Origin of the sequence: Streptomyces sp. (assembly GCF_031178505.1) — a bacterium.
Taxonomy (GTDB): domain Bacteria; phylum Actinomycetota; class Actinomycetes; order Streptomycetales; family Streptomycetaceae; genus Streptomyces; species Streptomyces gulbargensis.
The window spans coordinates 1-12,856 of the sequence record NZ_JAPSIW010000114.1 but is presented as its reverse complement, the minus strand read 5'-3'; the positions used below and the strand labels follow the sequence as shown (position 1 = coordinate 12,856).

15 protein-coding genes are annotated in these 12,856 nt (G+C 72.9%); 9 read left to right on the top strand and 6 right to left on the bottom strand.

The window, feature by feature from the left end; all coding sequences use genetic code 11:
• A partial coding sequence (locus tag RIF68_RS11235; protein WP_309051033.1) for a hypothetical protein occupies positions 1-183 on the top strand: 183 nt, incomplete at its 5' end.
• A gap of 262 nt (positions 184-445) precedes the next feature.
• Here the strand turns inward: RIF68_RS11235 and RIF68_RS11230 are convergent.
• Positions 446-1,834, bottom strand: coding sequence for a transposase (locus RIF68_RS11230; protein WP_309051032.1), 1,389 nt, complete (start codon positions 1,832-1,834; stop codon positions 446-448).
• A 330-nt stretch (positions 1,835-2,164) separates the two neighbouring features.
• Here RIF68_RS11230 and crcB (RIF68_RS11225) point away from each other — a divergent pair, with 330 nt between their 5' ends.
• Together crcB (RIF68_RS11225) and crcB (RIF68_RS11220) are read left to right on the top strand one after the other, a co-directional pair.
• Positions 2,165-2,572 carry a fluoride efflux transporter CrcB gene (gene crcB / locus RIF68_RS11225; RefSeq protein ID WP_309051031.1) on the top strand — a complete coding sequence of 136 codons (408 nt, stop codon included), beginning with the start codon at positions 2,165-2,167 and terminating at the stop codon, positions 2,570-2,572.
• Complete coding sequence (gene crcB / locus RIF68_RS11220) at positions 2,569-2,925, top strand: fluoride efflux transporter CrcB (RefSeq protein WP_309051030.1); 357 nt, start codon at positions 2,569-2,571, stop codon at positions 2,923-2,925. The genes crcB (RIF68_RS11225) and crcB (RIF68_RS11220) overlap by 4 nt, the downstream gene beginning before the upstream one ends.
• A gap of 83 nt (positions 2,926-3,008) precedes the next feature.
• Here the strand turns inward: crcB (RIF68_RS11220) and pucL are convergent, their stop codons facing one another.
• From pucL to RIF68_RS11205, 3 genes are all read right to left on the bottom strand, one after another.
• Entirely contained in the window at positions 3,009-3,929 is a 921-nt protein-coding gene (gene pucL / locus RIF68_RS11215) for a factor-independent urate hydroxylase (RefSeq protein WP_309051029.1), read from the bottom strand.
• Positions 3,930-4,170: 241 nt separating this feature from the next.
• Positions 4,171-5,484 carry a winged helix DNA-binding domain-containing protein gene (locus RIF68_RS11210; protein ID WP_309051028.1) on the bottom strand — a complete coding sequence of 438 codons (1,314 nt, stop codon included), beginning with the start codon at positions 5,482-5,484 and terminating at the stop codon, positions 4,171-4,173.
• Between the two features lie 53 nt (positions 5,485-5,537).
• Positions 5,538-5,921 carry a VOC family protein gene (locus RIF68_RS11205; protein ID WP_309051027.1) on the bottom strand — a complete coding sequence of 128 codons (384 nt, stop codon included), beginning with the start codon at positions 5,919-5,921 and terminating at the stop codon, positions 5,538-5,540.
• 133 nt (positions 5,922-6,054) lie between these two features.
• On the opposite strand from RIF68_RS11205, the gene RIF68_RS11200 reads away from it, so the two are divergent.
• The 6 genes from RIF68_RS11200 to RIF68_RS11175 all read left to right on the top strand — a co-directional run bounded on the left by RIF68_RS11200 (position 6,055) and on the right by RIF68_RS11175 (position 11,068).
• A complete protein-coding gene (locus tag RIF68_RS11200; protein WP_309051026.1) occupies positions 6,055-6,600 on the top strand; it encodes a hypothetical protein in 546 nt (181 codons plus the stop codon).
• A gap of 76 nt (positions 6,601-6,676) precedes the next feature.
• Entirely contained in the window at positions 6,677-7,513 is an 837-nt protein-coding gene (locus tag RIF68_RS11195; protein WP_309051025.1) for a DUF4097 family beta strand repeat-containing protein, read from the top strand.
• 230 nt (positions 7,514-7,743) lie between these two features.
• Positions 7,744-8,748 (top strand): ATP-binding cassette domain-containing protein, encoded by a 1,005-nt coding sequence (locus RIF68_RS11190; RefSeq protein WP_309051024.1) that lies wholly within the window; start codon positions 7,744-7,746, stop codon positions 8,746-8,748.
• On the top strand, positions 8,745-9,536 hold the full coding sequence (locus tag RIF68_RS11185) for an ABC transporter permease (protein WP_309051023.1): 792 nt from the start codon (positions 8,745-8,747) through the stop codon (positions 9,534-9,536). The genes RIF68_RS11190 and RIF68_RS11185 overlap by 4 nt, the downstream gene beginning before the upstream one ends.
• 52 nt (positions 9,537-9,588) lie before the next feature.
• Complete coding sequence (locus tag RIF68_RS11180) at positions 9,589-10,836, top strand: cytochrome P450 (RefSeq protein WP_309051022.1); 1,248 nt, start codon at positions 9,589-9,591, stop codon at positions 10,834-10,836.
• A 4-nt stretch (positions 10,837-10,840) separates the two neighbouring features.
• A complete protein-coding gene (locus RIF68_RS11175) occupies positions 10,841-11,068 on the top strand; it encodes a ferredoxin (protein ID WP_309051021.1) in 228 nt (75 codons plus the stop codon).
• 594 nt (positions 11,069-11,662) lie between these two features.
• Here the strand turns inward: RIF68_RS11175 and RIF68_RS11170 are convergent.
• Together RIF68_RS11170 and RIF68_RS11165 are read right to left on the bottom strand one after the other, a co-directional pair.
• The gene (locus RIF68_RS11170; RefSeq protein WP_309051020.1) at positions 11,663-12,481 is read right to left on the bottom strand and encodes a DUF2637 domain-containing protein; all 819 of its coding nucleotides are present in this window, start codon (positions 12,479-12,481) and stop codon (positions 11,663-11,665) included.
• Positions 12,474-12,620: a hypothetical protein gene (locus RIF68_RS11165; protein ID WP_309051019.1), complete on the bottom strand. Its 147-nt coding sequence runs from the start codon at positions 12,618-12,620 to the stop codon at positions 12,474-12,476. Before RIF68_RS11165 ends, RIF68_RS11170 begins: the two co-directional genes overlap by 8 nt.
• Positions 12,621-12,856: the final 236 nt, after the last annotated feature.

Sequence of the window (12,856 nt, the reverse complement as noted above, 5' to 3'; positions counted from 1 at the left end):
GAGCGGATCGGTGAACTCCTCGGCCCCGAATGGCAGAAGCCCGGCCAGGTTCTGGAGGTGCAGCTCGCCCTGCGGCTCCAGCGCACCCGCGAGGTCCTCGCCCGCCGCCGCGCCGCCACCCACCCCACCCGCCCCACGGGCCACCCGCCGGCCGCACCGGCTTCCGCCGGCCCGCCGGACTGACCCGGGTCGAGGGAGGACGCGGGCGAGTACGGGGGAGGGAAGGGCGGAAGCGGGCGTACGGTGCTCCGCCACCGGCTCGGCCCACCCGTCCCGCCGGGACCGGTGCCCGCGCCCACGGCACGGCCGTCCCGGACTGGCCGCGCGTCCGCCCCACCGGTCCGCCGCCCGGGGCACCGCCCCAGGATGCGTACCCACCCGGTCCAGCCCGTGGCTGTTCCTGGGGCGATCCCGGGCACCTCGCCCGGATGCGTACCCGCCCGGTCTAGCCCGCGGCCAGTCCGGGGGCGAACCCCGGCACCCTTCCCGGACCCGTGGCCGTCCCGTACGCCGCCGCGTCGCCCTCCGGGGCGAGCAGCTTCGCCGCGTGGGCCGCCGACGCCAGGGTGATGTGCCGGTGCCAGCCACGGAACGAGCGGCCCACGAAGTCCCGCAGCCCCGCCCCCTCGCCGACCGCCGCGAAGTCGCGCTCCACCCGCCGCGCGAGCTTGGTCAGCCGCACCAGCGACCCGACCGGCGAACTCGTCAGATCGCTCAGCCACACCCGGGCCGGCCCGCGCCGCGGGTCGTCCCACTCGCCCAGCAGCGTCAGCGGCCGCATCCGCTCCCCGGCCGGCATCGGCAGCGCCACCCGGACCGCCGTCGCCAGCGAGGTGCGGGAGGTCGGCGTACCGGCCACCGTGTCCACCCAGCTCACCGGCCTGCGCAGCCCCCGCAGCGACTCCAGGATCTGCTGGGCGGGCAGCGGTCCCGCGCCGAAGCCGGGCAGCGACCGGTCCGCGATGGCGAGCCGCGACCCGGCGCCGATCCGCGCCACCACCGGCACCCCGGCCGCCGCCAGCCGGCTCAGCGCGGGCCGGCCCGCACCGCCCCGGACGTCGAGGAGGACCGGTTTGCGGGTGACGTCGCTCCAGCGGGCGGTGTCGAGCGCCGCGGCGACCGCGCACTCCTCCAGGGTCTCCTCGCCCGCCTCCCGCGGAACCTCCGCGCGGTCACGGCGCGTCGGGTCGTTGACCCACGGATCGGGCAGGAAGAGACGCCAGTTGACGGGCGCGCTCAGCTCGTCGCTCGCGAACCACACGCCGAAGGCCTGCTGACCGTGGAAGACCTGACCGCGCTCCGGGTCGAAGCGCCGGTCCACGCCGACGGAGTGCTCCCCCGCCTTCGGAATCGGCATGGACCGCACCACCCAGGCCTGCGGGCAGCCACTCCGCTCCAGGAAGCGGGCGAGCGAGGCCCGCATGGGCTGCCAGTCCCAGGTGGAGCTGGAGATGAAGTGGTGGAGGCTCTGCTCGGCCGCCGGCCCGCCTATCTGGGCGGCGATGTTCCGGATGGACTTGCGGCCCTGCGCGGTGAGCAGCCCGTGCAGGTACTGCTCGGCCTTCAGGCGCTGGTCGCGCCGCGCGAAGCCGGAGAACAGCGTGCTGCACAGCTCGGCGTAGACGTCCTCGTCGGTGCGGCCGCCCACGCGGGCCGCGCCGGCGGTACGCGCCCGGGAGCCGGCGGAGGCCCCCGTACGGGAGCCGGTGTTCGAGGCCGAACGGGCTCCGGCACCGGTGCGGGCCGCGCCGACGGTACGGACGCCCGGCCCGGGACCGGTCAGGGGAACGGCCCCGGAGGCGCCCCTGCGCTTGGTTGCGACGGATGTACTCACGACACTCCTGCCCGAAGGTTTCGCAGCTCCCTCCCGCTGCCCCTCCACGGTCACCCGGGGACACCCCTCCCGACGAGGTGGACCCGGCACCCGAATCGGGCCCCCGATGGTGGCCGGACCACCGCCCCCCGCAGCCCCCGGTAACGGGCCGAACAGCCCGCGCGGGGATCTGACAGACTCACCCGGCCCCCTTTGACCCCTCGCGCTCCGTGGCCGGACCATCGCAGAGCGAGGCCGCACGGGCCGGCCGCCGGTTAATGCCCCAGGCCGGCGACCGCGCCCGTGCGGCCTCGCGTCGGCAGCCCGCCACCACCCCCGTAACCTGGCCACATGCAGTCGCGCGGTCAGTTTCCGGTCGTCGGGGCGGTCGCGGTCGGCGGCGCCCTCGGGGCCGCCGCGCGCTACGGGGCGGCCCTCGCCTGGCCCACGCCGGCCGGTGCCTTCCCCTGGACCACCTTTCTCGTCAACGCCTCCGGCTGCGCCGCTCTCGGCGTGCTGATGGTCCTCGTCACCGAGGTCATGGAGTCGCCGAATCCGCTTCTCCGGCCGTTCCTCGGCACCGGGTTCTGCGGGGGCTTCACCACCTTCTCCGCGTACGCGCTCGACACGCAGCGACTCCTGGCCGGCGGGGAGCCCGCGCGCGGCCTGCTCTATCTGGGGGGAACCCTGCTGACCGCCCTCGTCGCGGTCGCGGCGGGCGTCGCCGCGGCCCGTGCGGCCCGGGGGAGGGCGCGGTGAACTGGCTGGCCGTCGTCCTCGGCGCCGCCGTCGGCGCGCCGCTGCGGTACCTCACCGACCGCGCGCTCCGCGCCCGCTGCGGATCCGCCTTTCCCTGGGGCACGTTCGCGGTCAACGTCGCGGGCTCGTTCGTCCTCGGCCTGGTCGCCGGGACCGCCACGGCCCGCGCCCAACTGCTGCTCGGCACCGGCCTGTGCGGTGCCCTCACCACGTACTCGACCTTCTCGTGGGAGACGCTGAAACTGTACGAGGACGGGGCGAGGCGCCTCGCCGTCCTGAACGTGGCGGGCAGCCTGGCCGCCGGCCTCGGAGCCGTATGGCTGGGAGTCGGGGCGGCGGCCGGGCTGCGGTGACGTGAGGAGTACCCGGCACGCCGCCTCCGTCACGTGCCCCGCGTGTGCCGGGTGGTCCGGGGGCGCCGTGTGCGCGGGGTGGGTCAGGCGGTGATCCAGTCGCTGGTCGCGATCACCGGCTGGACGCCGTCGCGGTGGACGGTGCCCTCGATGAGGCCGTACATCCGGTCGGCGGCGAAGTAGACCTCGTCGTCGTTCTTCAGGCCGAACGGCTCCAGGTCCACCAGGAAGTGGTGCTTGTTCGGCAGGTTGAGCCGCACCTCGTTGACCGTCGCGACATGGTCCAGGACCCGGTCGGCCATGGCGTGCAAGGTCTGCTGGAGCGAGTAGCTGTACGTCTCCGCGAACGCCTCCAGCAGGTGCCGGCGCACCTTCTCGTACGAACGGTCCCAGTCGTGCCCGGCGTCCACCGCCGCCGAGGCCGAGTTCGCCCAGCGGGCCGTGACCTTGGTGGCGAGGATGCGGTCGTACGCCTCCTGGAGCGTCGTGTACTCGTCCTTGATGAAGCCGTGGAACTCGGAGTTGGTCGAGTTCATCACCGTCAGGTCCTTGAGGCCGGAGACGACCTGGAGCTGCCCCGTGTTCTGCGAGTAGGTGATCTGCGCGGTGCGGACCTCCTGGCCCTTGCGCACGAAGGAGTGCTGCTCCTTGCGCGTCGCCACCGGGATCCGCTCCCAGGCGAACTCCTCGACGCGGATCTGCGCCTCGTGGACGACCGCCTGGGAGCGCACGAAGTGCTGGGCGAGGAGGATGCCGAAGGCCTCGGGGGAGTCCACGCCGTGCTCCTTGGCGAAGGCGTAGACCGTGTTCTTGGTGGTGTCGGTCGGCAGACAGTTGGCGTTGTCACCGGTCAGATGGACATCGCGGTACTCACCGCGCAGCGCCACCGACACGTTCAGGTCACGGATCTCGTGCCAGGCGCCGCCCTCACCCCTGCGGGTGATCTTCACGATGCGGTTCTCGGCCTTGCCGTACTGGTTCTGCGCCAGGACGTGCTTGCTCATGTGCTGCTCAGCTCCTGCGGGTACGCGGATACGGATATCCCGTACGCCCGGCGTCCAGCGCCCCTCGTCCTCTGTCCTGCCGAGGGTGCGCTCCCCGCCGTCCGGCCCGCGCGTCGGGGCCGCCCCGGGACTGACGAGCATCCCGGTCCGTAGGTGTGGGCTCGAAGATAGGTGCGTTCCGGCCGACTGGCAATGGCCGCTCGGCGGTCGGCCGGGAGGCGTGTGCGCCGGCACGCGGGAGTCACCCCCGGCCGAGCAGGCGGGTCTCGACCGCCGGAAGGCCCTTGGCCCACCAGTGGTCGTACCTCCGGTAGACGCCGGGATCGCGCGCCGCGAGCAGGGCGGACAGCGCCGCCGCCTCGGCCGCGAGCCCCTCCCACGCGTCCGCCGGCAGGGGACGGAACGCCGACGCCTCGATCCCGCCGTCCACCGGCCGCCAGACCCCGGCCACGTACCCGTCGACCAGCAGCGTCGGCAGCACGTCCCCGTTCACGCGTACGACGTGCCCGCGGTACGCGGGCGGGATCACCCGGCCCCGGTCGGCGTACGCCAGCAGGACGCTGTCCCACATGGCCATCAGGCGCGGCGGGGCCGGTGTGTCGGGGTCCGGCCGGGGCGCGCCGGGGATGTCGTACAGCACCGTCCCGGCGGGCCCCGGGACCTGCTCCAGGCGCGTGCCGAGCGCCCGCACGGCGGCCCGCGCCCGGTGCTGCTGGACCAGCGCGAACCGGCCGATGTCCGCGACGGAGGCGGGCCCGAAGCCCTCCAGGTAGCGCAGCACGAGGGCCGCGAGGCTCCCGGCCGCCGCTTCGGGATCGGCCAGGACCGGCCTGTCGGCCGCCGCCACGAAGGACTGCGCGGTGCCGAAGGACCACGGCGGGCCGGTGGGGGCGTGCCACAGCGGGGCGTACTGCCGCAGCATCCGCCAGGCCGCCGGGGTGAGGGGGTGTCTCGCCGATCTTGCCGGGCTCGCGCCGCCTGGCGCCGCGCCTCGCCGCGTTGTCGTCGGTCGCCGATGCTCCGCATGGACTCCCTCCTCCGACTCGCGACGCACGGCGCCGGACGCCGCTCCCTGACCCGGCCTGATCGACAGGGCACCCCCCAGGCGCCCGGCGCCCACCGCCTCCGCCGTCCAGGCTCGCAACTCGGCCCCGGTACGCGGGACTTCCGCGTACGCCAGCAGGCCGGGCAGCAGGGCGTCGGCGTCCGCGGCCGTCAGCCCGGTGGCGGTGAACCGCGCGTCGCCGAGCCGGGCGCCGCGCAGCGTCGGCTCCACCGCCTCCCGGAAGACCCGGTAATCCGCCGCGTGCACCAGGTGCAGCGTGACCCGCATCAGCGTCGACCGCACCACACGGAATCCGGCCAGGTCCGTGTCGAAACCGGCCGGGTCGAAGCCCGCCACCCGGTTCCAGAGCGCGAGGTAGGGGGACCCCGGGTGCTGGGCCTGCAGGGCCACCACGCGGCGGACCGCCTCGGTGGTGCCGACGGGGGCGCGCGCGAGGAGCAACTGGCGGGCCAGTGTGGCGCGGTTGAGCGCGCGCTCGGAGATCACCATGCGCCCGATTCTGCCCGGGGGACGCCGGGCGCACCGGTGACGCGGCCCGTTCGTCAGAGGGGCTGGACGCGAGTGCGCAGGAGGCAGAACTCGTTCCCCTCGGGATCCGCCAGGACGTGCCAGCTCTCACTGCCGGTCTGGCCCACGTCGGCGGGCCGTGCGCCGAGCGCGAGCAGGCGCTCCAGTTCGGCGTCCTGGTCGCGGTCGGTGGGGCTGACGTCGATGTGCAGGGGGAGCTTCGCGGCCTTCGGGTCGCCGCTGGGGCTGAGGACGAGGGTGGGCCGCCCGTCGGCGGGGCCCGCGCCGGGCGGCCCGATCTCGATGGCTCCGTCCACGTCCCGGTCGAGCTCCACGTACCCGAGGACCCCGCTCCAGAAGGCGGCGAGCCGCTCGGGGTCGGCGCAGTCGAGGACCAGTTCACTGATGCGGCATGCCATGCGGGGCAGTGTACGGAGCGGGGGCGGGCGGCGCCGTGCTCACGGGCGCGGGTGGCACCTCCATGGCACCACATGGCATCACGTGGCGCCATGGAGGGTTGCGGTGGCGCCATTCTGGTGCCACTATGAAGTCATGGACCTGAACCCCTACGTCGAACACCTCCGCCGGGAGCTCGCCGTCGCCGCGAGCGCCGGCGGGGACGAGGCGCGCGAGCTGGCCGAGCGGCTGACCACTCCCCTGGAGTCGGCGGTCCGCCTGACCTTGCTGAACGCGCTCTCCGCCGCCTCGGACGAAATCACCCGCGAGCTGGCGCCGGGGTCGGTCGACGTACGGCTGCGCGGGCTCGACCCCGAGTTCGTGGTGACGGTCCCGCCCGCGCCGGAAGCCCACGGGGCAGAGCCCGACCAGCGGATGGCGCCCGTGGTGCCACCTGTGGCGCCATCGGCGCCCACGGTGGGGGAGGGCGAGGAAGGCGGTGGTACCGCCCGGATCAACTTCCGCCTCCCCGCCCACCTCAAGGCCCGCGCCGAGGAGGCCGCCGGCCAGGAAGGACTGTCGGTCAACGCCTGGCTCGTCCGGGCCGTCTCCGCCGCCCTGGACCAGGGCGGGGGCCCCGCCGGACCGCCCGCCCGCGCTCCCCGCGTCGAGGGTGACAGCTACCGGGGCTGGGCTCGCTGACCGGCCGCCGGTTCACCGGCCCGCGGGCCGCCCCGCACACCGCGCACACCACCAGAGCCACGAGGACGGGACAGCCATGCCTTCTTACGACACGCCCGGAGCCATCACCGCGGACTTCGACTTCGAGGTCGGCACCGTACGGATCACCGCGACCGAGCGCGCGGACACGGTCGTGCGGGTGCTGCCGAGCGACAGCAACGACGAGAACGACGTCCGGGTCGCGGAGCAGACCAAGGTCACGTACGCCAACGGCACCCTGACCGTGAAGGGCCCGAGAAAACGCTCCCTCTTCGGCAAGCACGGTTCGATCGACCTGACCGTCGACCTGCCCGCCGGCTCCCGCCTCCGCGCCGCCTCCCCGATCGGGCACTACACCGCCGAAGGGCCCCTCGGCGACTGCCGCGTCAGAACCTCCCTCGGTGACATCTCCTTCGCGCAGACGGGCCCCGCGAACCTCCGCACCGGCCACGGCTCCGTCCGCGTCGAGCGCGTGGCGGGAGACGCGGAGATCCACGGTTCCGGTCCGATCGACCTCGGCGAGGTCACCGGCGCGGCCACCGTCAAGAACGGCAACGGGGACACCACGGTCGACGAGATCACCGGCGACCTCAAGGTGAGCGCCGCCAACGGCCGCATCACCATCGGCGTCGCCCACGCCTCGGTCGAGGCCAGGTCCGCCAACGGCGCCATCCGCGTCCACGACGTGGCCCGGGGCGTGGTCCGGCTCCAGACGGCCGCCGACGACGTGGAGGTCGGCGTACGGAAGTCCACCGCGGCCTGGCTGGACGTCACCACCCGGCTCGGCTCCGTCCGCAACACCCTCGGCGCGGCCGAAGGCCCCGGCGCCTCCGACGAGACGGTCGAGATCCACGCCAGGACCGGCGTCGGCGACATCGTCATCCGCCGCGCCTGAGCCGCCCCGGGGACCGCCCCCGCGTCCGGCCACCAACGGCGCCGGCGCCCTTCCTCCCACCCGCCCCCACCGAACCGACACCCCGGAGAGCCGACCTCGATGCGAGAGACCGCACGTTCCACGACACCCCCGCGAGGGCGTGCGCCGCCCCGGCGTACCTCCGGAGGTCCCTCGTGCGGTCCCCCGTGCCCGCGTCGCCTCCGGGTCCACACCCCAGGAGACGTGACCGCATGCCCGCCACGCCCACACCCGCGCCCGCCACCCTCACCACGCCACCGGCGATCTCCGCCCTCGGCCTGCGCAAGTCGTACGGCGACAAGGTCGTCCTCGACGGCATCGACCTGCGGATCGCCGAAGGATCGGTCTTCGCCCTGCTCGGGCCCAACGGTGCCGGCAAGACGACCACCGTCGAGATCCTCTCCACCCTCATCCGGCCCGACGCCGGCACGGCACACGTCGCCGGACACGACCTGGAGCGCGACCCCGCCGGGGTGCGCGCCGCGATCGGTGTCACCGGCCAGTTCGCGGCGGTCGACCAGCTCCTCAACGCCGAGGAGAACCTGCTCCTCATGGCGGACCTCCAGCACCTGCCGCGCCGTGCGGGCCGCCGCCGCGCCGGCGATCTGCTGGAGCGCTTCGAACTCACCGCCGCCGCGCGGAAACCGGTCTCCACCCTCTCCGGCGGCATGCGCCGCAAGCTCGACCTCGCCATGACCCTGGTCGGCGACCCGCGCGTCATCTTCCTCGACGAGCCGACCACCGGACTCGACCCGCGCAGCCGCCGCACCATGTGGGAGATCATCCGCGGCCTCGTCACCGAACAGCGCGTCACCGTCCTCCTGACCACCCAGTACCTGGAGGAGGCGGACCAACTCGCCGACCGCATCGCCGTCCTCGACCGGGGACGCCTGGTCGCCGAAGGCACCGCCGGCGAACTCAAACGGCTCGTCCCCGGCGGCCACATCCGCCTCCGCTTCTCCTGCCCGGGGCAACTCGACACCGCGGCGCACCACTTCGGAGTCGCCACGAGGGACGACGACGAACTGACCCTGCGCGTCCCCGGCGACGGCGGCGTCGAGACCCTGCGCGCCGTGCTCGACGTCCTGGACGGCGCCGGCCTCCGGCCCGAGTCGCTGACCGTGCACACCCCCGACCTCGACGACGTGTTCCTCACCCTGACCGGCGCCGGCCGCACCCCCGGCGCGGCAGACCCCCGGAAGGAGACCACCCGATGAGCAGCCTCGCCCACGCCGCGGCCGACTCGATGACCATGCTCCGGCGCAACCTCACCCACGCCCTGCGCTATCCGGCCATGACGGTCTCGGTCGTCGCCATGCCCGTCATGATGCTGCTGCTGTTCACCTACGCCTTCGGCGGCGCCCTCGGCGCCGGCATCGGTGCGGCGCCGGGCGGAGACGGCGCCTACATCGACTACCTCGCGCCCGGCATCATCCTCATGACCGCCACCGCCGGATCGGTGGCCACGGCCGTCGGCGTCTGCGTCGACATGACCGAGGGCATCGTCAACCGCTTCCGCACCATGTCACTCTCCCGCGCCGCCTTCCTCACCGGCCACGTCGCCGGCAGCGTGGTTCAGACACTGATCGCCCTCGCCCTGGTCATCGGCGTCGCCCTCGCCATCGGCTTCCGCCCCGACGCCACCGCCGTCGAATGGCTCGCCGCGTTCGGCCTCCTCGCCTTCCTCGCCCTGGGCCTCACGTGGCTGTCGGCCGGCATCGGCCTCGTCTCCAGGACCCCCGAGTCCGCCAGCAACACGCCCCTGCCGCTGACCTTCCTGCCCTTCCTCGGCAGCGCCGTCGTACCGACCGACTCGATGCCGACCGCGCTGCGCTGGTTCGCCGAGTACCAGCCCTTCACACCCGCCGTCGAAACGCTGCGCGGCCTGCTCATGGGCACGCCCATCGGCAACAGCGGCTACCTGGCGCTCGCCTGGTGCGCCGGCCTCACCGCGGTCGGTTACCTCTGGTCACGCTCCGCCTTCGGCCGCTCCGCGAAGCGCTGACCCCCCGGCCCGTCCCGTAGTTCCCGGCACGTCACTCTCCACGGAGGACCCCATGCAGAACGAAGCGACGCCCCACCGGACCAGGCCCGCGGCCACCCCGGCCACCGAACCCGTGGCGGAACTCCCGACCCGGCGCGCCCCCGGCTGCCCCTTCGACCCGCCCGCCGGCCTCGCCCCGCTCCGTGAACGGAGCCCGCTGACCCGGATGACGTACCCCGACGGACACGTCGGCTGGCTCGCCACCGGACACGCCGCGGTCCGCGCGGTCCTCGGCGACCCCCGGTTCAGCTCACGGTACGAACTGATGCACCACCCCCTGCCCGGCGCCCCGGAGGGGCCGCTCGACCCCGCCCCGGTCGGTGACATGACCGGTATGGACGCCCCCGAACACACTCGCTACCGACGGCTCCTGGCGGGAAGGTTCACCGTGCGGCGGATGCGCCAACTGGGCGCCCGGGTACGGGAGATCGTCGCCGAGCACCTGGACGCCCTGGAGCGCCGGGGCCCGGGCACCGACCTGGTGGACGCGTACGCCAAGCCCATACCCGCCCTCGTGATCTGCGAGCTGCTGGGTGTGCCGTACGCCGACCGCGAGCGGTTCCAGGGCCACGCCCACACGCTCATGTCGGCGGAGGAGACACCGGAGAACCGGTACGCGGCCATGGTGGGGCTCGAGCGGTACATGGGCGAGCTCGTCACCGCCCAGCGGGCCGAGCCCACCGACGACCTGCTCGGCGACCTCGCCCGCGACTCCGACCTCAGCGACGAGGAACTGGTCGGCATCGGCGCCTTCCTGCTCGCGGCGGGACTCGACACCACCGCCAACATGATCGCGCACGGCACCTTCGCGCTGCTCTCGCACCCCGCCCAGGCCGACGCCCTGCGCACCGACCCGGACCTCGCCCCGCAGGCCGTGGAGGAGCTGCTCCGCCACCTCAGCGTCGCCGCCACCGGCGTGCGGTCCGCGCGGGAGGACGTCGAGCTGGAGGGCCACCTGATCAGGGCGGGGGAGACGGTCACCCTCACCCTGGACGCCGCCAACCGGGACCCGCTGCGGTTCCCCGACCCCGACGTGCTCGACCTGCGCAGGAAGGCCACCGGGCATCTCGCCTTCGGCCACGGCATCCACCAGTGCCTCGGGCAGCAACTCGCCCGGGTGGAACTGACGATCGCCCTCCCCGCCCTGTTCACCCGCTTCCCGGACCTGCGCCTGGCCGTACCGGCCGACGAGATCCCCCTGCGCACGGACATGAACATCTACGGGGTGCACCGCCTCCCGGTGACCTGGAACGAGGCCTGATCCCATGGGCGCCCCCGCCCCCGCCCCCGTCCGGGTCGACCGCGACCGCTGCGTCGGTTCCGGAATGTGCGCCCTGACCGCCCCCGCCGTCTTCGACCAGGACGACGAAGAGGGCCGGGTCCTCCTCCTGACCCCCCACCCCGCACCGGACCGGTACCCGGCCGCCCGCCTCGCCGCCGGCCTCTGCCCCGCCTCGGCCATCACCCTCAGACCCCGGCAGACGACCGACTGACCCCCGCCCGGCCCTCGCTCGAACAGCTCCCGCAGTTCGTCCGGTGCCGGCCGCTCAGCGATCCCCACCACGTCGCACGGCCCACCGGCTCAACCACATGAGGACTTCTCAGGGCTGGGGGTCGTTGGCGTCGCTGTGCGGCGGAACCAGGCTGGTGCAACGTACGAGGCGTGCGTTGGCTTCGAGCACGTGAATCAGATGCCGACGGCGCCGCAATTCTCGTGTGTCAATCCGGGGCATGCTCGTCCGGGCGGACGAGGTGAATGTGGATACCAGCGAGCATGCTGAGGCGCATGCCAGGATAATCCACAGGGACACATGCATCGGGTAAGGCTCCTTTCGAAGGGGGGCGCACAGGGGCTCACTCCCGGCGGATAAGACGACTTTTTGGTGGCTGCCATCCGACCGGGTGACGGATCTTGCGTGATGGATCTTGAAATTGGGAGACTTGCCGAGTTGGTCGGGCGACGCCCCTCCTCGCTGAGAGCCGCACGTACCGGTTGGTGCTGCTGTCACGAGGTCACCGCTTTTCCGTGGGCGTCTTCGCCCTCGGTATGCGCATCAGGCGACTTCGTCCCGGTTGCGGCGGGGACTTCATGGGCGGCGATCGGTGCCTGGGGGGGATGGGAGGGATGGGGTGGCGCGGCGGCGCCGTCGTGCATTGCGAGGCGGCTTGGTGAGGGTGACGAAGCGGACCAGCTGGTGAAAGCAAGCCAGTGACGCGGCTGTGGGCAAGGCGGCTGCTGCCACGTCGGTAAAAGTCCAGTCGGCCTGCGCCACACAGAGCCACATCGCCACGAGAGAGAAGAACAGGACCACGAACCAGGAGTTCGAGGCGCGGCGCTGATGAAAAGCGGCGCGCAAAATGGACAGGGAAGCCACAAGCCAGGGCCCGAAGATGAGAAAGGGCCACCACGCGGCCAGGCTGGCAGGTGCTCGGGGTTCAGCGATGCGCAGCAGAGGACCGTACGCGATCACGCCGCTGAGAACGTTGACGCCGCACACCAGGAAGACGCCGAGAGACGCGATGGAGAAGTTGACTAGTCGCCCCCAACTCGGCATGGAGCGCCGGGACTTGCGGTGACCTGCCCCGACAGGACGTACAGGTGGCAGGTCGGTCGTGAACTCGGCGAGTCTCTCCAGGTGAGTGCGGTCGTGTGTGTAGTCGTCGCTGTCCGGCAGGAAGGCCGGGGAGGGGGCCTGGTCGGCCTGCATGGCCTCCTGGAGGAGAAAGGCGAGCTCTTCGGCCGGATCCCATTCGGTGCCCATCAGGCGGTTCGCCGGGTGGGGCCCGTGAAAGTTCCTCTGGGGGATGGTCTTGTCCTCGGCAGACCGAGCCCACGGCTGATCCTCAACCGCACGGTAGAAGCCCGAACGTGGGTCCAGTGCTTCTTCAGCATGCCACTCACGCATGATCGTGTTGCACCGTTCGTTCTTGATCCAGTGTCGGCAGGCCGGCATCCCTCCAGGCACTGAGGAACTCCTGCTCGAGCTGAGCCATGGCGGCCACCAACTCCTCCAGAGCCGGGGCGGACCACGTCAGGGCGATCACTCCGCCGACTCCCTTGAGCCTTCCGTTGGCGCCTCCGGCCGAGGAAGCCGGAAGGAACAGAAAGTCACCTATGACAACGGAGTCGTCCGCCCAGGAATGATCATTCACACGCCTGGAGATGAAGCTTTCAGGAAATGCTGCTGTCATAACCAGTTAACGCCTCCACGGATCCCCCCGGTGCGTGGCATTCGGGTGACCGTGAGCCGCCATCCGGGGGACTGTCGGGAGTTTTATCG

Bases quoted from the DNA above. Each gene is read 5' to 3' on its own strand.
- crcB (WP_309051031.1), top strand. From the start codon at position 2,165: ATGCAGTCGCGCGGTCAGTTTCCGGTCGTCGGGGCGGTCGCGGTCGGC.
- pucL (WP_309051029.1), bottom strand. From the start codon at position 3,929: ATGAGCAAGCACGTCCTGGCGCAGAACCAGTACGGCAAGGCCGAGAAC.
- RIF68_RS11210 (WP_309051028.1), bottom strand. From the start codon at position 5,484: ATGGTGATCTCCGAGCGCGCGCTCAACCGCGCCACACTGGCCCGCCAG.
- RIF68_RS11205 (WP_309051027.1), bottom strand. From the start codon at position 5,921: ATGGCATGCCGCATCAGTGAACTGGTCCTCGACTGCGCCGACCCCGAG.
- RIF68_RS11200 (WP_309051026.1), top strand. From the start codon at position 6,055: ATGGACCTGAACCCCTACGTCGAACACCTCCGCCGGGAGCTCGCCGTC.
- RIF68_RS11195 (WP_309051025.1), top strand. From the start codon at position 6,677: ATGCCTTCTTACGACACGCCCGGAGCCATCACCGCGGACTTCGACTTC.
- RIF68_RS11190 (WP_309051024.1), top strand. From the start codon at position 7,744: ATGCCCGCCACGCCCACACCCGCGCCCGCCACCCTCACCACGCCACCG.
- RIF68_RS11185 (WP_309051023.1), top strand. From the start codon at position 8,745: ATGAGCAGCCTCGCCCACGCCGCGGCCGACTCGATGACCATGCTCCGG.
- RIF68_RS11180 (WP_309051022.1), top strand. From the start codon at position 9,589: ATGCAGAACGAAGCGACGCCCCACCGGACCAGGCCCGCGGCCACCCCG.
- RIF68_RS11175 (WP_309051021.1), top strand. From the start codon at position 10,841: ATGGGCGCCCCCGCCCCCGCCCCCGTCCGGGTCGACCGCGACCGCTGC.
- RIF68_RS11170 (WP_309051020.1), bottom strand. From the start codon at position 12,481: ATGCGTGAGTGGCATGCTGAAGAAGCACTGGACCCACGTTCGGGCTTC.